This window comes from Klebsiella oxytoca (genome assembly GCF_009707385.1).
Classification (GTDB): domain Bacteria; phylum Pseudomonadota; class Gammaproteobacteria; order Enterobacterales; family Enterobacteriaceae; genus Klebsiella; species Klebsiella oxytoca_C.
Window position 1 is genome coordinate 3,808,110 of sequence record NZ_CP046115.1, and the last position, 21,264, is coordinate 3,829,373.

A 21,264-nucleotide genomic window follows, 5' to 3' on the forward strand; every position below is an offset into this window, starting at 1 on the left:
GATACAGGCGGTAACGAAAGAGGATATATCGTGTCCCGTACAATTATGCTTATCCCTACCGGAACCAGCGTCGGCCTGACCAGCGTCAGCCTCGGTGTTGTCCGTGCTATGGAACGCAAAGGCGTTCGCCTGAGCGTGTTTAAACCCATCGCTCAACCGCGCGCCGGTGGCGATGCGCCAGACCAGACCACTACCATCATTCGCGCGAACTCCGGTCTGCCAGCCGCAGAACCGTTGAAGATGAGCCACGTTGAGTCGCTGCTCTCCAGCAACCAGAAAGACGTGCTGATGGAAGAGATCATCGCCAACTACCACGCCAACGCTCAGGATGCCGAAGTGGTACTGGTTGAAGGTCTGGTCCCGACTCGTAAGCATCAGTTTGCCCAGTCTCTGAACTACGAAATCGCTAAAACGCTGAACGCTGAAATCGTTTTCGTCATGTCCCAGGGTACTGATACCCCGGAACAGCTGAACGAGCGCGTCGAACTGACTCGCAGCAGCTTCGGCGGCGCGAAAAATACCAATATTACCGGCGTTATCGTCAACAAGCTGAACGCGCCGGTTGACGAACAGGGCCGCACTCGTCCTGACCTGTCTGAAATCTTTGACGACTCTTCTAAAGCGAAAGTTGTGAAGATCGATCCGGCTCAGCTGCAGAAAGGAAGTTCGTTACCGGTTCTGGGCGCAGTGCCGTGGAGCTTCGATCTGATCGCTACTCGTGCGATTGATATGGCGCATCACCTGAACGCCACCATCATCAACGAAGGTGATATCAATACCCGCCGCGTGAAGTCCGTGACCTTCTGCGCCCGTAGCATCCCGCACATGCTGGAGCACTTCCGCGCGGGCTCTCTGCTGGTGACTTCCGCAGACCGTCCTGACGTGCTGGTCGCCGCCTGCCTGGCTGCGATGAACGGCGTGGAAATCGGCGCCATTCTGCTGACCGGCGGCTATGAAATGGACGAGCGCATCAGCAAACTGTGTGAACGTGCTTTCGCTACCGGCCTGCCGGTATTTATGGTCAACACCAACACCTGGCAGACCTCCCTGAGCCTGCAGAGCTTCAACCTGGAAGTTCCGGTTGACGATCACGAGCGCATCGAGAAAGTTCAGGAATACGTGGCTAACTATATTAACGCCGACTGGATCGAATCTCTGACCGCAACTTCTGAGCGCAGCCGTCGTCTCTCCCCGCCAGCCTTCCGCTATCAGCTCACCGAGCTGGCGCGTAAAGCAGGCAAGCGCGTGGTTCTGCCGGAAGGCAACGAACCGCGTACCGTAAAAGCGGCGGCTATCTGCGCCGAGCGCGGGATCGCAACCTGTGTTCTGCTGGGGAACCCGGATGAAATCACCCGCGTTGCCGCCTCTCAGGGCGTCGAACTGGGTGCCGGTATCGAAATCGTCGATCCAGAAGTGGTTCGTGAAAGCTACGTGGCTCGCCTGGTCGAACTGCGTAAGAGCAAGGGTATGACCGAAGCGGTTGCCCGCGAGCAGCTGGAAGATAACGTGGTTCTCGGCACGCTGATGCTGGAACAGGACGAAGTCGACGGTCTGGTCTCCGGCGCGGTTCACACCACCGCCAACACCATCCGTCCACCGCTGCAGCTGATCAAAACTGCCCCGGGCAGCTCTCTGGTCTCTTCCGTGTTCTTCATGCTGCTGCCGGAACAGGTTTACGTTTACGGCGACTGCGCGATCAACCCGGATCCGACCGCTGAACAGCTGGCTGAAATCGCTATCCAGTCTGCGGACTCGGCGATTGCCTTCGGCATCGAGCCGCGCGTTGCGATGCTCTCCTACTCCACCGGCACCTCTGGCGCAGGCAGCGATGTAGAGAAAGTACGTGAAGCAACTCGTCTGGCGCAGGAAAAACGTCCTGACCTGATGATCGATGGCCCGCTACAGTACGATGCTGCGGTAATGGCCGACGTAGCGAAGTCCAAAGCGCCGAACTCTCCGGTTGCCGGCCGCGCTACCGTGTTCATCTTCCCGGATCTGAACACCGGTAACACCACTTACAAAGCCGTACAGCGCTCTGCCGACCTGATCTCCATCGGGCCGATGCTGCAAGGAATGCGTAAGCCGGTGAACGACCTGTCCCGCGGCGCGCTGGTTGACGATATCGTCTATACCATCGCCCTGACCGCGATTCAGTCTTCTCAGCAACAAGCATAATCTGCCTGTAGCGTGAAAAAAGGCGACCATCTGGTCGCCTTTTTATTTACAGCAGCTCCCGCGCCGCCGAAACAATGTCATACGCCGTCAGGCCATACTCCTTCTGCAAGAAATCCTGCGTTCCCACCTGACCGTAACGCTCTTTTACCCCCACGCGACGCATCGGTACCGGACAGTTTTCCACCAGCACCTCCGCCACCGCAGAGCCGAGTCCGTTATGAATACTGTGGTTTTCGCAGGTCACAATACGCCCGGTTTTTTCGGCATAGTTCTTCACCAGCATGCGATCTATAGGCTTCAGGGTAAACATATCAATTACCGCCGCGCTGACTCCTTCTTGCTCAAGCTGACGGGCCGCCTCCAGCGCTTCCGTTACCATAATCCCGTTGGCAATCAGCGTGATATCTTCACCTTCGCGCAGCACATTACCTTTGCCAATGGTAAACGTTGCCCCTTCGGCATAGACGCTCGGCGCCTGTTTGCGGATCGTACGTACCCAGTAGAAGCCCTCGAGATCGATAAGCTGACGGAGAATATCCTCAAACATCACCGCATCGGTCACTTCCAGCACTATCGAATGCGCCAGACCGCGGACAATCCCCATATCTTCAAACGACATATGGGTTCCGCCGTTATGGCAGGCGGTAATCCCCGCGTCAGAGGCAATCACCTTGACGTTATTGCGCTGATAATCCAGTGACATAAACAGCTGGTCGAAACAGCGGCGGCTGGCAAACGCGGTAAAGGTGTGCACAAACGGCTTGCGTCCGGTCAACGATAGTCCGGCGGCGGTGCCAACCACGTTGGCTTCCATAATGCCGCAGTTGATGACGTGTTGGGGATACTCCCGCGCCACGCTGTCCATCGCCATCGAGCTCATCAGGTCCGCTTCCAGAGCGATAATCGGGCTCCCGTCGGCAATCTGCTGCGCCACAAATCCGGCATACACTTTGCGCATCTCAATAGCGTCTTTTTGTCCTGCGGGTGCAACCTTAATCATGTTCGGCCTCCAGTTGGCGAATAGCCTCGTTTAGCGTCTCTTTCATCTCGCCCGTCAGGCGCAAATGGTGGTTGTTGCTGAGATTTTCGAGATACGCCACGCCCTGGCCTTTCACGCTATCGAGAATGACTACCCTCGGCCGCGCATCGGCGGGCGGAACGGGCTGTACCGCAGCCAGCAGCCCGGCAATGTCATCGCCTTTTACGATAACGGCGTCAAAACCAAAGGCGCGGAATTTATCTTCCAGATTGAAAGCGCGAATGATTTCGTCCAGCTTGCCGTCAAGCTGGAGCTTGTTCCAGTCAACAAACACGGTCAGGTTATTCAGGCGATGATGGGCAATAAACTGGAATGCCTCCCAGCACTGGCCTTCATTCAGCTCACCGTCGCCAACGATGCAGAATACGCGATTCACACGTCCCGCCAGCTTATGCGACAGCGCTATCCCGGCGGCGATAGAAATCCCCTGCCCCAGCGAGCCGGTAGTGGCGTCCACGCCGCGCGTTTTCAGTCGGTCCGGGTGGCTTGGCAGCCGCGTACCGTTCTGGTTCAGCGTATTCAGCTCCTCTACCGGAAAATATCCCTTAATCGCTAATGTGCTGTACAGCGCCGGGCCGGCATGGCCTTTCGACAGCACAAAGTAGTCTCGATCCGGCCAGTCCGGGTCTGCGGGGTCAATTTTCATCACCGCGCCGTACAGCACCGCCAGGGTTTCCACCACCGACATGCTGCCGCCGTAGTGACCAAAACCAAGATTGGTCAGCGATTTAAGAGTGGCGATGCGGATATCGCGCGCCAGTCTGGTCACTTCTTGCACATTCATGATTTAGCTCCGCTGTTCTCCTGCGCGCCACCGCCCACAGATTTCTTTTTTGCAAAAACGTTGTACGCCACCAACAGCACGAACAACGCCACAATAAGTCCGGTAATCGCATACGGCGACAGATAGCGAGCCAGGTTGCCCAGCACGATACCGACGGCGCCAAAATCAGCATCCGAGAAAGTGGTGTTGGCAAAGCCAATCGCTCCCAGCACCGGCAGCAGGAGCACCGGCAGGAAGGTGATCAGCAGACCATTAGCAAACGCGCCGATCATCGCCCCGCGCCGTCCACCGGTGGCATTGCCGAACACGCCTGCGGTCGCCCCGGTAAAAAAATGCGGCACCACGCCCGGCAGAATCAGCACCCACTTAAACTGCCCGCAGAGAAATAGCCCGACCAGGCCACCAAGGAAGCTAAACAGGAAGCCAATCAGCACCGCATTTGGCGCATAGGGATACACCACCGGACAGTCCAGCGCCGGACGGGCATTAGGCACCAGCTTTTCCGAAAATCCGGTAAAGGCCGGTACGATCTCCGCGAGGATCAGACGTACCCCTTGCAGAATGATAAATACCCCGGCCGCGAAGGTAATCGCCATAATGATGGCGTAAACCAGGTAGTTCTGACCGCCGCTGAAGGTGCTCTCAACGTATTCCCGGCCAGCGCTTACCGCCATAATCAGGTAGATAATCATCATGGTCAGCGAAATAGAGATGGAGCTGTCGCGCAGGAAGCTCAGATTTTTAGGCAGGTTCATCTCTTCGGTTGAACGAGAACCTTTACCACAGACGCTACCAATCCACCCCGAAAGCACATATCCCAGGGTACCGAAGTGGCCGAAAGCGATATCATCGGTACCGGTAATACGCTTCATATAGCGCTGGGCCAGCGCCGGGAAAAACGCCATCACCAGCCCGAGGATCAGGGAGCCGGTAAAGACCAGCCCAATGCCTTCAAAGCCCGCCACGGTAAGAATCACGCCAATCATACAGGCCATGTAAAAAGTATGATGGCCGGTCAGGAAGATGTACTTAAGGCGCGTAAACCGGGCGACCAGAATATTTGCTACCATGCCAAACGCCATAATCAGCGCGGTTGAAGCACCATATTTTTCCAGCGCAATAGAAACAATCGCTTCATTATTAGGAATAATTCCCTGAATATTAAAAGCGTGCTCAAACATTCCGCCCAGTGGGTTTAGCGAGCCAACTAATACCGTCGCGCCACCGCCGAGAACAATAAAGCCGAGAATAGTTTTAATCGTTCCTTTGACAACATCGGAAAATGATTTCTTTTGCGCCACCAGGCCAATCAATGCAATTAAACCGACCAGCACAGAAGGTACTTTTAGAATATCAACAACAAAATTCAGCGTTTCAAGGATAAACATATCCGCCTCGCTATAAATAGTTATTGTCTGGCGAACCACGCGCGCAGCTGCGCTTCGAGTTCATTAATATCGATGATGTTGGTAATCACCACCAGCTGGCTTTCCGGTACGCTGGCGCTGGCGGCAATATCTTTTGCCATCACAAATAAATCTGCCGCGCCAGGGGTCGCCGATGACAGATCGGAGTGCTCCACCTCGGCCTCAATATCAAGTTTTTTAAGCACCTTTTTAATATTCATCTCAACCATAAAACTACTGCCCAGGCCAGAACCGCAAATTGCCATAATTTTCATTGTTATCACCTTTTTTGGGTAGAGTACGTCCGCATTACGCTGACGCGTAATGTGTTATTAGTCGGATAATAAAATTGAATCAGAAACGTGCGATGATTGTTTTAATCTCCTCGAGGCTTAAAGCCTGATGTAATTTATTCATATCTTCGTCGCTGGAAAATAATTCCGCCAGCGCAGAGATCATTTCGATATGGCTATGTTTATCCGGCGCCGCAAGCATAATGATAATATCAACCGGGTCGAACTCCTCAGCGCCAAAGGCCACGCCCTGTTCCAGTTTCAACAACGATAACCCTAAGCCCTTCGCCCCCTCCTCTGGCCGCGCATGCGGCATCGCCAGACCCGGAGCCAGCACATAGTACGCCCCCAGCCGGTGGTGCTGCTCCACGATAGCTTTGACGTATTCAGGTTTAATCACGCCAGCCTCAAGCAGCGGTCGAGCACAGATATCCAGCGCCTGTTGCCAGGTTTCGACATTCTGTCGCAGCGCGATGGTGGCGTCAGATAGCCATGTGTTGAGCATTTTGTCCCTCTTCTGTTAGCAAAAGATGGGCAAACTTTATGCAAGCAGGCAAGAGTTATCTGCGAGAGCGATCACAAAGATAGCGCTATCAACAGATAACATTCAGATTTGTGATAGCGCTATCAATTCGCAATCATCATATGAAAACGCAGCAAAAACCCCCTTTTAAGGCGTATACTCGCTGACACGTGAAGTAATGGATGATAATAAAAACGTCTGTTTAGCAGGAACATGTATGTCTCTTACCCGAAAACGACGTAGTACCGGCAAAGTCACGATCGCCGATGTTGCCCAGCTGGCTGGTGTCGGTACGATGACCGTGTCCCGCGCGCTTCGCACGCCGGAGCAGGTTTCCGAGAAGCTACGTGAAAAAATCGAAGCGGCGGTGCAGGAGCTGGGCTACATGCCTAATCTCGCCGCCAGCGCGCTGGCGTCTGCCTCGTCAAGAACCATCGCCATGGTGGTACCGAATCTTGCCGAAGCGGGCTGTTCGGCGATGTTTGCCGGACTTCAGCAGATCCTACAGCCAGCGGGTTATCAAATCATGCTGGCGGAATCGCAGCACCGTCTGGAGCAGGAAGAAAAGCTGCTGGAAACGCTGCTCGCCTCTAATATTGCGGCCGCCATTCTGCTGAGCGTTGAACACAGCGATACCGTACGAAACTGGCTGAAGAACGCCTCAATTCCAGTAGTGGAGATGGGCGCGATGCGCGCCGACCCCATCGACATGAATATCGGCATTGATAACGTGGCGGCGATGTTCGAACTGACGGAGATGCTCATCCACCGTGGCTATCAGAATATTGGCCTGCTGTGCGCTAATCAGGAACAGTGGATTTTTCAGCAGCATTTACAGGGTTGGTACAAAGCGATGCTGCGCCATCATATGTCGCCTAACCGGGTAATTAACGCCGCGCTGCCTGCCAACTTTTCTACCGGCGCTTCACAGCTGCCGGAGTTTTTGCTGGCCTGGCCGGAACTGGATGCTCTGGTATGCGTTTCCGATGAGCTGGCATGCGGAGCGCTGTATGAATGCCAGCGTCGGCGCATTAAAGTGCCTGATGATTTAGCCGTCGTCGGCTTTGGGGACAATGATGTGAGCCGGGTCTGCCAGCCGCCGTTAACCACAATGGCGGTCCCGCACCAGAAGATTGGCATCGAAGCCGGTCGGGCCCTTCTGGAGCGTCTTAATGAGGGAAACTGGAGCGACAGAAGGCCTATCGCCTCCAGCTTATGTATGCGGGATAGCTGCTAAAAGCTACTCCGCCTCTTCCTCTTTTTCGGTTTTTGCCGACTCATTATTGGCATTGCGGGTCATCCACAGGGCCAGCGCTTTCAGTGAATCAGGGGTGAACTCATCGCAGCGGGCGGTGATCTCTTCCGGCGTCAGCCAGCACACTTCGCTCACCTCTTCTTCCTGCAGAGCAAACGGCCCGTGCGATACGCAGCTGAACAGACTGCCCCAGACGCGGCAATGCTTATCTTCGTAGTAGAATTGCCCGTGGTCAGCGAACGGCACTCCGGCAATACCGAGCTCCTCTTCCGCTTCACGGCGCGCAGACTCCAGCATTTGCTCATCAGCCTGCACCACGCCGCCGGCGGTAGCGTCCAGCATTCCCGGATGGAAATCTTTAGTTTCGGTACGACGCTGCACCAGGATTTTGCCCATCCCATCATGAACAACAATGTAGGTCGCGCGGTGACGCAAACACTCAGCACGCATCTGTTCGCGGCTGGATTGTGCTATCACCTCATTGTTTTCATTAACAATATCGACCCATTCTGTGCTTGCCAAATGATTCTGTTCCGCCATCAGGAAACCTTACTTTTTTAAAGCGCTCTCGCGGCGCGTATATTCGGTTGAGGGGTAAATTACGGGTAAATTGCGACCTCTGCAATAACCTGATGATCATCAAGTGCTAAAACCTGCAATTGCCCACCGTTCAGAAGCCCGTAGCTGGCGGTATATCCCCCTTTAGGGATACTGACCGAGCCGGGGTTGAAGAGAAAAATCTCGCCGCGTTTCTCGGCTACCGGAATATGAGTATGGCCGTAAGCCAGCACATCGCCAGCGGCAAGCGGAGGCAAATTCTCAGGGCTGTACAGATGTCCGTGGGTCAAAAACAGGCGGGCTCGCTCGAGCAAAACCTGCTGCCAGGGAGCGGTGATGGGGAAATGGAGCAGCATCTGATCGACCTCGCTGTCGCAGTTGCCGCGTACGGCAATCACCCGCTCCGCCACACTATTTAGCTTCTCAGCAACCTGGGCGGGAGCATAGCCTTCGGGAAGGGCGTTGCGCGGCCCGTGATTGAGTACATCGCCAAGGACAACCAGCCACTGCGCCCCACTCCGTGCGAACAGTTCAAGAACGCGTTCGGTGGCGGGCAGCGAACCGTGGATATCCGAGGCAAACATCAGCTTCATACATTTCATCTCCACGCATAACGAGATGCCTATGATAACGGAAGCGCTGAGGGTTATCAGCCCGCTCGTTTGGCTGAGAGTGCGACGTAGCGCTGAACCGATGCGCGCTGCCACTGAAAAGTAGCGTAATCCGCCAGCGCCGCGGGGACCTCATCGCCGTTAAGCACAAGTCGATTGATCATTAACGCCAGGTCGGTATCGGCAATAGACCACTCGCCAAATAAATTCTGCCCGCCATGGGACAGCAGCACGCCAGCGATTTCAAACAGTTTCGCGGCGCTTTTTTGCCCGGATTCGCTAAGCTGAGGTTTCTTTGCTCCGCCAAAGACCACGTCTGTTGAGCGCTCTTCCCGAATCGGCATCAAATCGCTACGCAGCCACGCCTGTATCTGACGCGCCCGCGCGCGCTTTTGCAGGTCATGTGGATAAAGCCTCTCCCACTCCGGCGGCGCAAAGCGCTCATCGAGATATTCAGTAATCGCGGAAGATTCACTCAGGGAGAACTCGCCAATCTCCAGCAACGGCACGCGTCGCGTCGCGCTGTAGCCTTTCCAGACATCTTGCAGATGCTCGCTGCGGTCGAGGTTGACGGTTTTCAGGCTAAAAGGCAGGCTCTTTTCCTGCAGGGCAACGTAAACGGACATCACATACGGCGAGAAAAAATCGGCATCGGACCACAGGGTAATAGCGGGCTGGCTCATAGCTTCCTCAATGGCTAAGGTAATGGGGCGATGAGTCAACATATCCTGTCTTTTCGGCGAAGTCACTTGCCGCCGCCATGGGATTTTGCATTTCTCTTAAGCTGCAGGTTTTACCGGAAAAAAGCCATCTCACGGCGAGCCAAACTGCGAATCGTCCAGCTTCACCTATACTCAAAAGGTTTGCGACCTGTGATGGCGGGAGATTCCATGATCGATCTTTACTACGCACCCACCCCTAACGGCCACAAAATTACGCTTTTCCTTGAAGAGGCACAGCTGGCCTACCGTCTACTCCGCGTCGACATCAGTAAAGGAGAGCAGTTTCAACCGCAGTTTCTCGCCATCTCACCGAATAACAAGATCCCGGCGATCGTTGACCATGATCCGGTTGACGGCGGCGGCCCGTTAAAACTGTTTGAATCCGGGGAGATCCTGCTGTATCTGGCAGAAAAAACCGGCCAGCTACTGAGTGGTGAATTCCGTGAGCGCCACATGACGTTACAGTGGTTGTTCTGGCAGGTTAGTGGACTAGGGCCGATGCTCGGTCAGAATCACCATTTCAATCATTTCGCTCCGCAGGCGGTTCCCTACGCCATTGAGCGCTATCAGGTAGAAACACAGCGTCTTTATGGCGTCCTCAATCGGCGCCTTGGCGAGAGCCCCTGGCTTGGCGGAAACCATTACAGCATCGCCGATATAGCCTGCTGGCCGTGGGTTAATGCGCATCAGCGCCAGCGCATCGATCTGGCCCTGTATCCGGCGGTACACAACTGGTTTGAACGCATTCGCCAGCGCCCGGCCACCGTTGAGGCGCTGCTGAAAACTGAAGCTCATTAACCCCCTGCTCGCCCGGGAAGCTTTGATGTATGATTGCGGAAATAATTACACGGAGGAAGCCTGCCATGTCACAACCAGACGCTATTATTCGAATTAAGAACCTGCGCCTGCGTACTTTTATCGGAATTAAAGAGGAAGAGATCGCCAACCGCCAGGACGTGGTGGTCAACGTCGCTATCCACTATCCGGCGGAGAAATCACGCAACAGCGAAGATATTAACGACGCGCTGAACTACCGCACCATCACCAAACGCATTATTAGCCACATTGAGAATAACCGTTTCTCTCTACTGGAAAAATTAACTCAGGATGTACTCGACATCGCACGCGAACATCACTGGGTCACATATGCTGAAGTAGAGATCGATAAACTACATGCACTGCGCTACGCCGATTCAGTATCCATGACCATGAGCTGGAGGCGTTAGACGCATCTTAGGGAGGCGCGATGAACGTTCTGCTTACTGGCGGTACCGGCCTGATTGGCCGACATTTGATACCTCGGCTACTTGAACTGGGGCATCATGTTACGGTTTCGACGCGCAGCCCTGAAAAGGCAAAAACCCGCCTCGACTCTCGCGTCACTCTGTGGCGCGATTTCGAGCATCAGGCAAACCTTAACGGCTTTGACGCCGTCATTAACCTCGCAGGCGAGCCCATCGCCGACAAACGCTGGACGGTAGAGCAGAAACAGCGCCTTTGCCACAGCCGCTGGGATATCACCCAAAGGCTGGTCAAGTTAATCAACGCCAGCGATAATCCACCCTCGGTGCTGATTAGCGGTTCCGCCACCGGCTATTATGGCGATTCCGGCGAGGTCGTGGTCACCGAGGAAGAACCGCCGCATAACGAGTTTACCCACAAACTTTGCGCCCGCTGGGAGCAAATTGCCTGCGAAGCGCAGAGCGAACGCACCCGCGTTTGCCTGCTGCGAACCGGGGTGGTGCTTGCTCCGCGAGGCGGTATCCTGGCCAAAATGACGCCGGCATTTAAACTTGGTCTCGGCGGCCCTATTAGCAGCGGCAGGCAGTATCTGCCCTGGATCCATATCGACGACATGGTCAACGGCATTCTGTGGCTGCTGGATAACGACCTGCGCGGACCGTTTAATATGGTCTCCCCTTATCCGGTGCGCAACGAGCAGTTCGCCCACGCGCTGGGGCATGCGCTCAATCGTCCTGCTATTTTTCGCGTCCCGGCGGCGGCGATTCGCCTGCTGATGGGCGAGTCTTCCGTTCTGGTACTCGGCGGCCAGCGCGCGCTGCCAAAAAGGCTGGAAGCCGCCGGCTTTGGCTTTCGGTGGTATGACCTGGAAGAAGCGCTTGCGGATGTACTCAAGTAGTTCAGAACCAGCAGGGAGATCGTAGCGAGCTCCCTGATTTATTATGATATGGAACCCGCCTCGCAACGCTCGCCAATTCCCCATCCTGTGTCGCCTTAACTGTGAATCTCATTCCAGTGATATGCCTTTCACTCTGCCATAACCCCTGTGTGTAATTTAACATCATCAAACCGTTGACATTCGTCAACGATCTATTCATATTACCAGGACTAATTAATGAAGGAACATCCGGATAAACATATCAGAGCAGCTATTGACTACGCGCTGGCACGAGGCTGGATTTTTATCACTGGCGGCAAAAGCGCTCACTGTTTTGGCAGGTTGATGTGCGGGACGGCCCGGCACCGGGAACATATGATGAGCATCTGGTCAACGCCTGCGGTACCCATTAACCACGCCAGGCAAATTATCAGAATGGTCGACCGCTGCCAGCCGCCTGCCTCAGGTCAGATTAACCACAAGAAGGATTAAACGATGGCGCTGTATAATTTTACGCTCACTCTCTCCGGCGTTACTGCTCGTACCGTGGGTCTGGAAGATGCGCTATATGCCGCAGGCTGCTCTGACGCCCTGGTCTGTTTTTACGGAACGGCGGTCTATCTGGAGTTCGATCGCGAAAGCGACTCTCTCGATCAGGCTATTCTGTCAGCCATTGCTGATATCGAATCCACTCCGGCTCTGAATGCGCGAGTCGAATCCGTCGATTCCGCGCTGGTAGGGTTAAGCGATATTGCTGAACTCACCGGCCTGACGCGACAGGCCGTCGCCTTATTGAAAGATGGCGCACGAGGATCGGGCCAGTTTCCGGGACCGGTGCAGCGCGTAAAAGGCAATTCGCCGCTGTGGCGCTGGAAAACCATCGTTGGCTGGCTGGTAACGGAGGGACGGCTTGCCGAAGACTCACCGCTGGTGGCCCACGCCGAAGTGCTGGACGATCTCAATCTGGCGCTGCAGCTGAGGGCTACGCGACAGAGCAAAACCGTGCTGCATTATCTTCACGGGCTCGAAAATCAGCAGCAGTCTTCGCTGACGGCTGGCTAACCCTGTTTTCTGAGGCCATACAACCCGGTGCCTTATGGTGTTAAGGTGGCTAAACAATTCATCTTTATGGCCTGCTTTATGATTACGCTTACCACCCCGCGCCTGCGCCTCTCGTCGTTTAACGCATCCGACTGGCCTTTTTTCCTGCGTTTACGACGGGATCCGCAAGTGATGCGTTACATGGGCGAGGTTCTTAACGAGTCAGCGCTGCGGACTGTGTTTGAGTTACGCTGCGCTGACTCTGGCGTATTCGTACTGCGTGACGTCAGCGGCGCGGCGATTGGCGATATCGGCCTGCGTATCAGCAGCAAAAACCCGCACGAAGCGGATGTTGGATACGCCCTTCTGCCCGAGGCTCAGGGAATGGGATACGCCAGCGAAGCGCTGAAGGCGGTTTGCGACTACGGCTTTAGCCAGCTCGGCGTTCACGCGATAAACGCCTGGGTGCTGGGCAACAACCTCGGCTCTTCCCGACTGCTGGAAAAACACGGTTTCATTCGCATTCAGGTGCTTGAAAAAGCTTATCATCTGAATGGAGTGGATTATGACGACTGGGTATACCGGCTGGAACGTTAGCCTTCCCGGCGGCGGATGTTCCGCCGGGACATGGGCAGCTTTTACTTCAAAGAGCCTTTCAGGAACTGCTGCAGGCGCTGACTTTTTGGATTGCCGAAGACGTCGTCAGGGTGCCCTTCTTCTTCTATCTTCCCCTGATGCAGGAAGATCACGTGCGAAGAGACGTGGCGGGCAAAGCCCATCTCATGGGTGACCACAACCATGGTTTTCCCCTCCTCCGCCAGCTGCTGCATAATACGCAGAACCTCGCCAACCAGTTCAGGATCAAGCGCCGAGGTGGGCTCATCAAACAGCAGTACATCAGGTTCCATTGCCAGCGCGCGGGCAATTGAAACGCGCTGCTGCTGGCCGCCGGAGAGATGCACCGGATATTTAATCTGCTGGCGTTCGTCAATACCCACCTTCGCCAGGTATTTTTCCGCCCGTTCGCGCGCTTCCGGTTTGCTTAGCCCCAGCACCTGAATTGGCGCTTCCATCACGTTTTCCAGCACCGTCATGTGGCTCCACAGGTTGAAATGCTGGAACACCATCGTCAGACGAGTGCGCAACAGACGCAGCTGGTTCTTATCAGACACCTTTAACTGACCGTCTTTATCGCGGACCAGGCCAATGTTTTGCCCATTAACAACAATCGTCCCTTCGCTGGGTTTTTCAAGAAAGTTAATGCAGCGCAAAAAGGTGCTTTTCCCGGAACCGGATGAGCCAATAATACTGATCACATCTCCGGCTTTCGCCCGCAGTGAGACGCCTTTCAGTACCTCATGCTCGCCGTAGCGTTTATGCAGATCGATTACATTTAATTTATTGTCGGACATGGCGTTCTCAGTGCGTCGAAGAAGGTTTGATATGCTGCAGCCAGCGCTTTTCCGCCCTGCGGAACAGGCTAATCAACACATACGAAATAATTAAATAGAGTACTGCGGCAATACCAAAGGCGGTAAACGGCTGGTAGGTTGCCGAGTTAATATCGCGGGCAATTTTCAGCAAATCCGGCACCGTGGCGGTAAAAGCCAGCGCGGTGGAGTGCAGCATCAAAATCACTTCATTGCTGTACGCAGGTAGAGCAATCCGCAACGCGGAAGGCAAAATAATGCAGCGATACATTTTCACCGATGAAAAGCCGTACGCCCGCGCGGCCTCAATCTCTCCGGCCGGCACCGAACGAATCGCGCCGGCGAAAATCTCCGTGGTATAAGCGCAGGTATTCAGCGTCAGCGCCAGCACGGTACAGTTCAGGCCGCTGCGGAAGAAAGCGTTCAGCAGTTCAGTCCCCTTAACGACTTCCAGCGTGTACATCCCGGAATAGAACACCAGCAGCTGCACATACAGCGGCGTGCCGCGAAAGACGTAGGTAAAAAGCCAGATTGGAAACTGGATAAATTTATTGCTCGATACCCGGCCTATCGCCAGAAAAACCGCGAGTATGCCGCCCATCACCACTGAAGAGATCAGCAGCCAGAGCGTAATCGCCACCCCGGTAAAGCGGTAGCCGTCGGTCCACAGCAGAGATTTCCAGTACTCCTGAATAATTTCAATCACAGGTCAGCCCTCTTCACGCCTACAGAATAACGGCGTTCGAGCATGAGCAGCACACCATTGGAAACCGTGGTAAATACGAGATAAATCAGGCCGCAGACGATAGCGAAGTAGAACGGCTCCCAGGTGCTTTTACCCGCCAGCTGGGTTGCCTTCACCACATCTTCCAGCCCCAGCAGTGAGACCAGCGCGGTCGCTTTGAGGATAACCTGCCAGTTGTTGCCTATTCCTGGCAGCGCGTAGCGCATCATTGCCGGGAACAGAATGCGACGAAAGGTTTGCCCGCCGCTGAAACCAAAAGCCGTAGCCGCTTCAATATGCCCCTTCGGCACCGCCAGGAAAGCTCCACGGAAAGTTTCGGTGAAGTAGGCGCCATAAATAAAGCCCAGCGTGATGATCCCCGCCACCATTGGGTCGATATCGAACTGCGCCAGGCCAAGCGCATCGGTCACGCCGTTAAGCGCAATCTGCAGCCCGTAGAAAATCAGCAGCATCAGCACCAGATCGGGTACGCCGCGGATTAAGGTGGTGTAACCTTCAAAAATCAGCGCTAAAAGACGATTGCTGGAAAGTTTCGCCCCGGCGCCCGCCAGGCCGATAAGCACCGCCAGAACGACCGAGCTTAACGCCAGCTCAAGGGTGACCAGCGCGCCCTGAAAAATAACCTGTGAAAACCCGTACAGCATGCTGTCTGCCCTGTCTGTCATCTGCCATCGCGCGCCGAGTGACGCGCAATGGGGTACGCGTGATGATTAGTCGCCGTACACGTTAAAATCGAAATATTTCTTCGCCAGTTTGTCGTAAGTGCCGTCCTGGCGCATCTCGGCAAAGGCTTTATTCAATGCTTCACGCAGCTCGTTGTCTTCTTTGCGCAGCCCCATACCGGTGCCGACGCCAAACAGCTTCACGTCTTTAATCGACGGACCGCCGAACTGATAATCTTTGCCGATCGGCTGTTTGAGGAAACCTTCGCTGGCGGCAACTTCATCCTGAAAGGCTGCATCAATACGTCCGGCGGTCAGGTCGGAATAGATATTGTCCTGCCCCTGATAAGAAACGATTTCAATCCCCTTCGGCGCCCAGTGTTCATTACCGTAGGTTTCCTGAGTCGTCCCCTGCAGAACGCCAACGCGTTTACCTTTCAGCTTCGCAAGGTCTGGCGTGATGTCGCTGCCTTTTTTCACCACCAGACGAGAATCAGCCGCGTAAAGTTTGTCGGTGAAAGCAATTTCCTGCTGGCGTTTTTCAGTAATCGACAGCGAAGACATAATGGCGTCGATTTTCTTCGCTTTTAAAGATGGGATCAGCGCATCGAGCGGGTTCTCAATGAAGGTACATTGTGTATTGATACGCTTACATAGCTCTTTCGCCAGTTCGATGTCAAAACCAACCAATTCACCCTGTGCATTCTTCGATTCGAACGGGGCATAAGTAGGATCGGTACCGATGCGGATTTTTTGCGGAATTGCTGCGAATACAGTGGAAACGCTGGAAAGGGCCAGCGCTAAAGAGAGAGACAACGCCAGTTTTTTCATAACTATCCTCAACAGACTGTCATTCTAACGGATTTATTAGAAGTACTTACGGCAGTTATCGTGCCATTATTAGCCCCGGAAAGGCAAAACATTCTACGCTGGAAAGCAAATTTTCTCGCATCAGAAACGCTTAACTATGCAGTTTTTATCGTGCCGCACGGGCTTTCTTGCACCAAATTGATCCATAAAAAACGCGGCCGCACCAATGCTGCACCAATAATGTGCAGCAATACATACGCGTGGCCCGGAGTCCGGGCCACGGGCGTCTTAATCACCGTAAACGTTGAAGTCGAAGTATTTCTTCGCCATTTTGTCATAGGTGCCGTCTTTACGAACTTCAGCCAGCGCTTTATCAAAAGCGGCTTTCAGCTCGCTCTCGTCCTTACGCAGGCCGATGCCGGTACCATCACCGAAGAATTTTTTGTCTTTAACGGAAGGACCGGCAAACGCAAAATCTTTACCGGCGGGTTGCTTGAGGAAACCTTCGCTCGCCGCCACTTCATCCTGCAATGCGGCGTCCAGACGACCAGCGGCGAGGTCTGAGTAGATTAAATCCTGGTTCTGATAAGCCACAACATCCACGCCGTGGCTACGCCAGCGCTCGTTACCATAGGCTTCCTGGGTGGAGCCCTGGAGCACGCCGACGTGTTTACCCTTCAGGGACTCCAGGGTCGGTTGAATTGGCGAGCCCTTGGCGGCGATAAGACGGGAATCAGCCGCGTAAAGCCTGTCAGAGAACGCAATTTCCTGCTGGCGTTTTTCAGTAATCGACAGCGAAGAGATGATGGCGTCGATTTTCTTAGCCTTCAGCGACGGGATCAACGAATCGAAATCGCTACCGACCCAGGTACATTTCACTTTGATACGCGAACAAAGCTCGTTGCCTAAATCAATATCAAAACCCACAAAATCCCCTTTCGCATCCTTAGAAGAGAATGGCGCGTAGGTGGCATCGGTACCAATGCGAATACTCTGCGGCAGCGCGGCGAAGGCGCTGGATGTGCTGCAAATTCCCATCATTAAAGAGAGAGCCAGAACCGTCTTCTTCATAGGTTACCCTTAAGTGTCGTGATGTTGTTATGTGGTGCGTTGTCTTGTTATGTGTACTGCCGACAAAGCTTGTCCGTTTTGTGCTGCATCTTTTATGCCATTTTCTCAGTGCGTGCTGGAAACGGCGTTAAATTTGTTAAATAAAGGTTGCAAGTTTGTCTTAAGAGGGAAGATACCAGCAATAACGGATAAACCGCAGTGCCGGAGCGCAAAAAAACAAATTAAATGTTGAGGATTTGATCGAGGCGACAAAATTGCACTGCGGGAGCGCAGATGTGAATAAAGCGCACTATGTCAGTGCGCCCTACGCCCCCTGCCAGCGGGTAAAGAGCTCTTGCGGAAGGGAAATATCGAACTGATCGATAACGCGATTGACCGTCTGGTTAATCACATCATCAAGGGTCTTTGGGCGATGATAGAAGGCAGGAACCGGCGGCATAATCACCGCGCCCATTTCTGCCGCCTGAACCAATAGACGCAAATGACCAAGGTGGAACGGCGTCTCCCTGACGCAAAGTACCAGCGGACGGCGCTCTTTAAGCACCACGTCTGCCGCCCTGGTTAGCAGCCCATCGGTATAGCTATGAACAATGCCTGAAAGGGTCTTCATTGAGCACGGTAAAATGACCATTCCGGCGGTTTTAAAAGAACCGGAAGAGACGCTGGCGGCGATGTCACGCGCATCGTGCACCACATCGGCTAACCCCTGCACCTCGCGCAGCGAAAAATCCGTCTCCAGCGCCAGCGTCTGTCGCGCCGCCTGGCTTAAAATAAGATGGGTTTCGACATCAGGGACATCGCGCAAAACCTGGAGCAAGCGTACCCCGTAAATTGCGCCGCTGGCGCCAGAAATCCCAATAATGAGTCGCTTCACGATAATTGCCCCCTTACACAATGGCGCAGACTTTGCCGGATTATGCCTCCGGGCGCAACCGCAACGAACTTTCACGCACCACCAGCCGCACCGGCAGCAACAAATTTCGCTCCCCCTCATCGCTTAGCAAGAGGCGGAACGCATCGCGACCAAGCTCACGCTTATCAATCGCCACTGTAGTTAACGGCGGCCAGGCCCAGGCAGCGGCCTCAATGTCGTCAAAACCAACAATCGCCATCTCGTCGGGAACCTTAATACCTTTACGCATACAAACCCGCATAGCCACCAGCGCCGCCATATCGTTATAAGCAAAGATAGCATCCGGCGGCTGCGGCAACGCCAGCAGTTTATCCATCCCCTCGATCAGCGCCTGTTCTATCTCCTTAACCGGCGGAACCTCAACCTTATAATCCGCAGAAAGAGTGATTCCTGCATCAAACAGCGCTTGCTGATACCCTTCTGTGCGCTGACGAATACTGTAATGACGCTGTGAATGGCCAAGTAATGCTATGCGCTTTCTTCCCTGTTCAAGCAGATGACGGGTGGCGATAAAACCGCCGTGATAGTTGTCGGGATTGACGCAGGGGAAATCAGCCGCCCACAGATCAACCAGCGCAACGGGTAGCGCCGTTTTGCTCAGCTCCGCCAGAACCTCCGCTTCCAGATAACCGGCGCCAATAAGCGCATCAGGCTGGTGAAGGGTAATTAACTCGCTAACTGAATCCCCCGGCCCCACGGGCTGGAAGCTCATGGCAATTTCATGTTCTCTACAGGCATCGGCAACGCCGAGCATCACGCTCGAATAGAACGGTAGCGCGCTGGCGATATTGTGTTCCCGGTGCATTAAAAAAAGCAGTCGCTTAATACGCCCGCTGCGTAAGCGGCTGAAATCATAGCCTTCAGCTTCCGCTATTGACAGTATACGCTGGCGAGTCTCTTCGCTAAGCCCTGGCTGTCCTTTCAATGCCCTTGAGACCGCGGCAATCGACACACCGCAGGCCGCTGCAATATCTTTAATTCTGGTCTTTTTTACCATTCCGTTCGTTTTCACCTGATGTACGGGGATTTATACCAATTATCCATACAGTACCCGATCGCCAGCCCGCGCCGCGTATGTCGAGTAAGTACTTTGCCATCTCAGCCGCAAGATCGCTATCTCGCTTGTCAACGCCTGAAAAATGTCCACCGGGCACAAACACATTCGGCTCGAGCGCATTAACGATTATTCACTAAGAATATCTCGCAATAGATGCCCATTCACAATCTGAATATCTTTTTTTACTAAAAAAAATTAATATTTGCGGAAAAAAACCATACCGGACCTCTACCGTACCATTCTGCACACGCAAAATTTCACTTCTGATGGCCTGTAAGAAGAGTTCAACGCTCGCTTTCGGCGTCACTCTCCCGCTCTGCTCAGCGGAACGCCCTCAATGTGAGTACCGCCAACCTCTACTCGTGAAGGCATTCCCGTCTGACTTTTTCTCGTAAAAAGCACGTTTACTTTATTCAATAACAGGCGCTGGCATTGTTGCCACAACAAATAAATGTGACTCAAATCGACATTAAAAATTTATTTTTAGTAAAAATAAAGATCGAAATCACACATGATGAAATGAAGCATGTACCTCAAAAAGCGTTCAGATCTAATCTTTCCATCGCTATACGTTTACTAAAAAAATCAAAATACGTCGTAATGAATTTTGATCCCTAAGACCCTGCTAAGCAAAGAAGGATTGGTTATGGCTACAGTCGATAATCTGGACACTGATGTGCAGATAGTTGATGCGGGCGAAACGCTCTCCACCCGCGAAAAAATAGGCTATGGGCTGGGAGATGCCGGCGGGCATTGCATCTCAGATTTGATCAGCGGCTTTCTACTTTTTTTCTACACCGATGTGTTCGGTCTGAGCCCAGCCATCGTCGGTACGATGTTTTTTACCTTAAGAATTGTTGATGCGGTATCAGACCCGGTTATGGGCGTTATCGCTGACAGAACCCGTAGCCGCTGGGGCCGCTTTCGACCGTGGCAGCTATGGACTGCCGCTCCGCTCGCGGTTATCGGCATCCTGACGTTTACCGTCCCGGAAATGAGCCCAAATATGAAAATCGCCTGGGCCTTCGGCACCTACTTCCTGCTCTCCGTGGGCTATACCGCCAACAACGTCCCCTACTGCGCGCTTATTAACGCCATGACCAACCGTCACGATCAGGTGATGTCCTGCCAGTCCTGGCGCTTCGTCTTAAGCGGTATCGCCGGCTTCCTGGTCTCCGTTGGGCTGCCGTGGATGGTTGAATTTTTTGGCCAGGGTAATCTGGCTAAGGGCTATCAGTACGGCGTGGCCGTGCTCTGCGCCGGCATGATTATGTTTTTACTGTGCTTCTTCTGGGTTAAAGAGCGGATCCCTCTATCGCTTGCCGGAAAATTCACCCTGCGCCAGCATCTGCAAGGACTGCGTAAGAACGACCAGCTACTGCTGATGCTGGTGATGTCCTTTCTGCTGGTCAATATTCTGTGTATTCGCGGCGGTGGCTACATGTACTTTATCTCCTACGCTCTACAGGGGAGCGCAGGCTTTATGTCGCTGTTTTTTGCCATCGTCACGCTGGCTGCGATTATCGGCGCGGTAATCGTTAACCCGCTTTCCCGCCGCGTCGATATGGTCAAACTCTACTTTCACACCAACCTGGTTCTGGTTGTTTTTGGTCTGGCGATGTGGTTCCTGCCCACCGGTCCGCAGCACCAGACGCTCTGGCTGGTCTGTATCCTTACCAACAACATTGTGCTGGGTTTCACCCTACCGCTGCACTTTTCAATCATGGCCTTCGCCGATGATTACGGCGAATGGAAGAACGGCGTGCGCTCTTCAGGTATGAACTTCGCCTTTAATCTCTTTTTTATCAAGCTCTCCTGGGCCTCATCCGGCGGCATTATCAGCCTGCTATTGCTGCTGGTCGCCTACCGTCCTGGCCTGGAAAACCAGACCGCCGCTTCGATTCAGGCCATCACCCTGCTGCAAAGCGTCGTACCCGCGATTTTCCATCTGATTCTGGCTCTGTGCCTGCTGAAGTGCCGACTGAACGGCCCAATGATGAAACGTATCTCTACCGATCTTAACCAAAGACATAGCCAAATCTCCTGAGGT

At 53.9% G+C, this 21,264-nt stretch carries 24 protein-coding genes; 9 read left to right on the forward strand and 15 right to left on the reverse strand.

Annotated features, from left to right (window positions below; translation table 11 throughout):
- The first annotated feature begins 30 nt into the window (after positions 1-30).
- Positions 31-2,175, forward strand: coding sequence for a phosphate acetyltransferase (gene pta, locus GJ746_RS17650; RefSeq protein ID WP_154681368.1), 2,145 nt, complete (start codon positions 31-33; stop codon positions 2,173-2,175).
- 46 nt (positions 2,176-2,221) lie between these two features.
- Here the strand turns inward: pta and GJ746_RS17655 are convergent, their stop codons facing one another.
- The 5 genes from GJ746_RS17655 to GJ746_RS17675 all read right to left on the reverse strand — a co-directional run bounded on the left by GJ746_RS17655 (position 2,222) and on the right by GJ746_RS17675 (position 6,202).
- Positions 2,222-3,175 (reverse strand): transketolase family protein, encoded by a 954-nt coding sequence (locus tag GJ746_RS17655; protein WP_154681369.1) that lies wholly within the window; start codon positions 3,173-3,175, stop codon positions 2,222-2,224.
- Positions 3,168-3,998: a transketolase gene (locus GJ746_RS17660; protein WP_154681370.1), complete on the reverse strand. Its 831-nt coding sequence runs from the start codon at positions 3,996-3,998 to the stop codon at positions 3,168-3,170. The genes GJ746_RS17655 and GJ746_RS17660 overlap by 8 nt, the downstream gene beginning before the upstream one ends.
- Entirely contained in the window at positions 3,995-5,386 is a 1,392-nt protein-coding gene (locus tag GJ746_RS17665) for a PTS ascorbate transporter subunit IIC (protein WP_154681371.1), read from the reverse strand. Before GJ746_RS17665 ends, GJ746_RS17660 begins: the two co-directional genes overlap by 4 nt.
- 20 nt (positions 5,387-5,406) lie before the next feature.
- Entirely contained in the window at positions 5,407-5,679 is a 273-nt protein-coding gene (locus GJ746_RS17670) for a PTS sugar transporter subunit IIB (RefSeq protein ID WP_004870916.1), read from the reverse strand.
- Between the two features lie 79 nt (positions 5,680-5,758).
- Positions 5,759-6,202: a PTS sugar transporter subunit IIA gene (locus GJ746_RS17675; protein WP_154681372.1), complete on the reverse strand. Its 444-nt coding sequence runs from the start codon at positions 6,200-6,202 to the stop codon at positions 5,759-5,761.
- Between the two features lie 235 nt (positions 6,203-6,437).
- Between GJ746_RS17675 and GJ746_RS17680 the strand changes: the two genes are divergently transcribed.
- Positions 6,438-7,457 carry a LacI family DNA-binding transcriptional regulator gene (locus tag GJ746_RS17680; RefSeq protein ID WP_154681373.1) on the forward strand — a complete coding sequence of 340 codons (1,020 nt, stop codon included), beginning with the start codon at positions 6,438-6,440 and terminating at the stop codon, positions 7,455-7,457.
- A 3-nt stretch (positions 7,458-7,460) separates the two neighbouring features.
- Here GJ746_RS17680 and yfcD read toward each other — a convergent pair whose 3' ends face one another.
- Genes yfcD through yfcF form a run of 3 tightly spaced genes read right to left on the reverse strand, consistent with a single transcriptional unit; the run spans position 7,461 to position 9,327 of the window.
- Positions 7,461-8,015, reverse strand: coding sequence for an NUDIX hydrolase YfcD (gene yfcD, locus GJ746_RS17685; RefSeq protein WP_154681374.1), 555 nt, complete (start codon positions 8,013-8,015; stop codon positions 7,461-7,463).
- Positions 8,016-8,074: 59 nt separating this feature from the next.
- Positions 8,075-8,626, reverse strand: a complete 552-nt coding sequence (gene yfcE / locus GJ746_RS17690) for a phosphodiesterase (RefSeq protein WP_154681375.1) — start codon at positions 8,624-8,626, stop codon at positions 8,075-8,077.
- 56 nt (positions 8,627-8,682) lie between these two features.
- Positions 8,683-9,327, reverse strand: coding sequence for a glutathione transferase (gene yfcF / locus GJ746_RS17695; protein ID WP_154681376.1), 645 nt, complete (start codon positions 9,325-9,327; stop codon positions 8,683-8,685).
- Positions 9,328-9,534: 207 nt separating this feature from the next.
- On the opposite strand from yfcF, the gene yfcG reads away from it, so the two are divergent.
- The 6 genes from yfcG to GJ746_RS17725 all read left to right on the forward strand — a co-directional run bounded on the left by yfcG (position 9,535) and on the right by GJ746_RS17725 (position 13,123).
- Positions 9,535-10,164, forward strand: coding sequence for a GSH-dependent disulfide bond oxidoreductase (gene yfcG / locus GJ746_RS17700; RefSeq protein ID WP_154681377.1), 630 nt, complete (start codon positions 9,535-9,537; stop codon positions 10,162-10,164).
- 65 nt (positions 10,165-10,229) lie between these two features.
- Positions 10,230-10,592, forward strand: a complete 363-nt coding sequence (folX, locus tag GJ746_RS17705; protein WP_004104107.1) for a dihydroneopterin triphosphate 2'-epimerase — start codon at positions 10,230-10,232, stop codon at positions 10,590-10,592.
- A 20-nt stretch (positions 10,593-10,612) separates the two neighbouring features.
- Complete coding sequence (locus GJ746_RS17710) at positions 10,613-11,506, forward strand: TIGR01777 family oxidoreductase (RefSeq protein WP_154681378.1); 894 nt, start codon at positions 10,613-10,615, stop codon at positions 11,504-11,506.
- A gap of 216 nt (positions 11,507-11,722) precedes the next feature.
- Complete coding sequence (locus GJ746_RS17715) at positions 11,723-11,977, forward strand: hypothetical protein (protein WP_004114258.1); 255 nt, start codon at positions 11,723-11,725, stop codon at positions 11,975-11,977.
- Between the two features lie 3 nt (positions 11,978-11,980).
- Positions 11,981-12,547, forward strand: a complete 567-nt coding sequence (locus tag GJ746_RS17720; RefSeq protein ID WP_154681379.1) for a DNA-binding protein — start codon at positions 11,981-11,983, stop codon at positions 12,545-12,547.
- A 78-nt stretch (positions 12,548-12,625) separates the two neighbouring features.
- Positions 12,626-13,123, forward strand: coding sequence for a GNAT family N-acetyltransferase (locus GJ746_RS17725; RefSeq protein WP_154682764.1), 498 nt, complete (start codon positions 12,626-12,628; stop codon positions 13,121-13,123).
- 41 nt (positions 13,124-13,164) lie between these two features.
- On the opposite strand, the gene hisP is transcribed toward GJ746_RS17725, so the two are convergent.
- The 7 genes from hisP to GJ746_RS17760 all read right to left on the reverse strand — a co-directional run bounded on the left by hisP (position 13,165) and on the right by GJ746_RS17760 (position 19,154).
- A complete protein-coding gene (gene hisP / locus GJ746_RS17730; protein ID WP_154681380.1) occupies positions 13,165-13,938 on the reverse strand; it encodes a histidine ABC transporter ATP-binding protein HisP in 774 nt (257 codons plus the stop codon).
- A 7-nt stretch (positions 13,939-13,945) separates the two neighbouring features.
- On the reverse strand, positions 13,946-14,662 hold the full coding sequence (gene hisM, locus GJ746_RS17735) for a histidine ABC transporter permease HisM (protein ID WP_154681381.1): 717 nt from the start codon (positions 14,660-14,662) through the stop codon (positions 13,946-13,948).
- Positions 14,659-15,345 carry a histidine ABC transporter permease HisQ gene (locus GJ746_RS17740; RefSeq protein WP_154682765.1) on the reverse strand — a complete coding sequence of 229 codons (687 nt, stop codon included), beginning with the start codon at positions 15,343-15,345 and terminating at the stop codon, positions 14,659-14,661. Before GJ746_RS17740 ends, hisM begins: the two co-directional genes overlap by 4 nt.
- 66 nt (positions 15,346-15,411) lie before the next feature.
- Entirely contained in the window at positions 15,412-16,194 is a 783-nt protein-coding gene (hisJ, locus tag GJ746_RS17745; RefSeq protein ID WP_154681382.1) for a histidine ABC transporter substrate-binding protein HisJ, read from the reverse strand.
- A 267-nt stretch (positions 16,195-16,461) separates the two neighbouring features.
- Entirely contained in the window at positions 16,462-17,244 is a 783-nt protein-coding gene (gene argT / locus GJ746_RS17750; RefSeq protein WP_154681383.1) for a lysine/arginine/ornithine ABC transporter substrate-binding protein ArgT, read from the reverse strand.
- Positions 17,245-17,548: 304 nt separating this feature from the next.
- A complete protein-coding gene (locus tag GJ746_RS17755; RefSeq protein ID WP_154681384.1) occupies positions 17,549-18,118 on the reverse strand; it encodes a UbiX family flavin prenyltransferase in 570 nt (189 codons plus the stop codon).
- A gap of 40 nt (positions 18,119-18,158) precedes the next feature.
- Positions 18,159-19,154: a LacI family DNA-binding transcriptional regulator gene (locus GJ746_RS17760; RefSeq protein WP_154681385.1), complete on the reverse strand. Its 996-nt coding sequence runs from the start codon at positions 19,152-19,154 to the stop codon at positions 18,159-18,161.
- Positions 19,155-19,860: 706 nt separating this feature from the next.
- On the opposite strand from GJ746_RS17760, the gene GJ746_RS17765 reads away from it, so the two are divergent.
- On the forward strand, positions 19,861-21,261 hold the full coding sequence (locus GJ746_RS17765) for an MFS transporter (RefSeq protein WP_154681386.1): 1,401 nt from the start codon (positions 19,861-19,863) through the stop codon (positions 21,259-21,261).
- Positions 21,262-21,264 lie beyond the last annotated feature (3 nt).

Coding starts and splice junctions, on each gene's coding strand:
- GJ746_RS17655 (WP_154681369.1), bottom strand. CDS start 3,175: ATGATTAAGGTTGCACCCGCAGGACAAAAAGACGCTATTGAGATGCGC.
- GJ746_RS17660 (WP_154681370.1), bottom strand. CDS start 3,998: ATGAATGTGCAAGAAGTGACCAGACTGGCGCGCGATATCCGCATCGCC.
- GJ746_RS17665 (WP_154681371.1), bottom strand. CDS start 5,386: ATGTTTATCCTTGAAACGCTGAATTTTGTTGTTGATATTCTAAAAGTA.
- GJ746_RS17670 (WP_004870916.1), bottom strand. CDS start 5,679: ATGAAAATTATGGCAATTTGCGGTTCTGGCCTGGGCAGTAGTTTTATG.
- GJ746_RS17675 (WP_154681372.1), bottom strand. CDS start 6,202: ATGCTCAACACATGGCTATCTGACGCCACCATCGCGCTGCGACAGAAT.
- GJ746_RS17680 (WP_154681373.1), top strand. CDS start 6,438: ATGTCTCTTACCCGAAAACGACGTAGTACCGGCAAAGTCACGATCGCC.
- yfcD (WP_154681374.1), bottom strand. CDS start 8,015: ATGGCGGAACAGAATCATTTGGCAAGCACAGAATGGGTCGATATTGTT.
- yfcE (WP_154681375.1), bottom strand. CDS start 8,626: ATGAAGCTGATGTTTGCCTCGGATATCCACGGTTCGCTGCCCGCCACC.
- yfcF (WP_154681376.1), bottom strand. CDS start 9,327: ATGAGCCAGCCCGCTATTACCCTGTGGTCCGATGCCGATTTTTTCTCG.
- yfcG (WP_154681377.1), top strand. CDS start 9,535: ATGATCGATCTTTACTACGCACCCACCCCTAACGGCCACAAAATTACG.
- folX (WP_004104107.1), top strand. CDS start 10,230: ATGTCACAACCAGACGCTATTATTCGAATTAAGAACCTGCGCCTGCGT.
- GJ746_RS17710 (WP_154681378.1), top strand. CDS start 10,613: ATGAACGTTCTGCTTACTGGCGGTACCGGCCTGATTGGCCGACATTTG.
- GJ746_RS17715 (WP_004114258.1), top strand. CDS start 11,723: ATGAAGGAACATCCGGATAAACATATCAGAGCAGCTATTGACTACGCG.
- GJ746_RS17720 (WP_154681379.1), top strand. CDS start 11,981: ATGGCGCTGTATAATTTTACGCTCACTCTCTCCGGCGTTACTGCTCGT.
- GJ746_RS17725 (WP_154682764.1), top strand. CDS start 12,626: ATGATTACGCTTACCACCCCGCGCCTGCGCCTCTCGTCGTTTAACGCA.
- hisP (WP_154681380.1), bottom strand. CDS start 13,938: ATGTCCGACAATAAATTAAATGTAATCGATCTGCATAAACGCTACGGC.
- GJ746_RS17740 (WP_154682765.1), bottom strand. CDS start 15,345: ATGCTGTACGGGTTTTCACAGGTTATTTTTCAGGGCGCGCTGGTCACC.
- hisJ (WP_154681382.1), bottom strand. CDS start 16,194: ATGAAAAAACTGGCGTTGTCTCTCTCTTTAGCGCTGGCCCTTTCCAGC.
- argT (WP_154681383.1), bottom strand. CDS start 17,244: ATGAAGAAGACGGTTCTGGCTCTCTCTTTAATGATGGGAATTTGCAGC.
- GJ746_RS17760 (WP_154681385.1), bottom strand. CDS start 19,154: ATGGTAAAAAAGACCAGAATTAAAGATATTGCAGCGGCCTGCGGTGTG.
- GJ746_RS17765 (WP_154681386.1), top strand. CDS start 19,861: ATGGCTACAGTCGATAATCTGGACACTGATGTGCAGATAGTTGATGCG.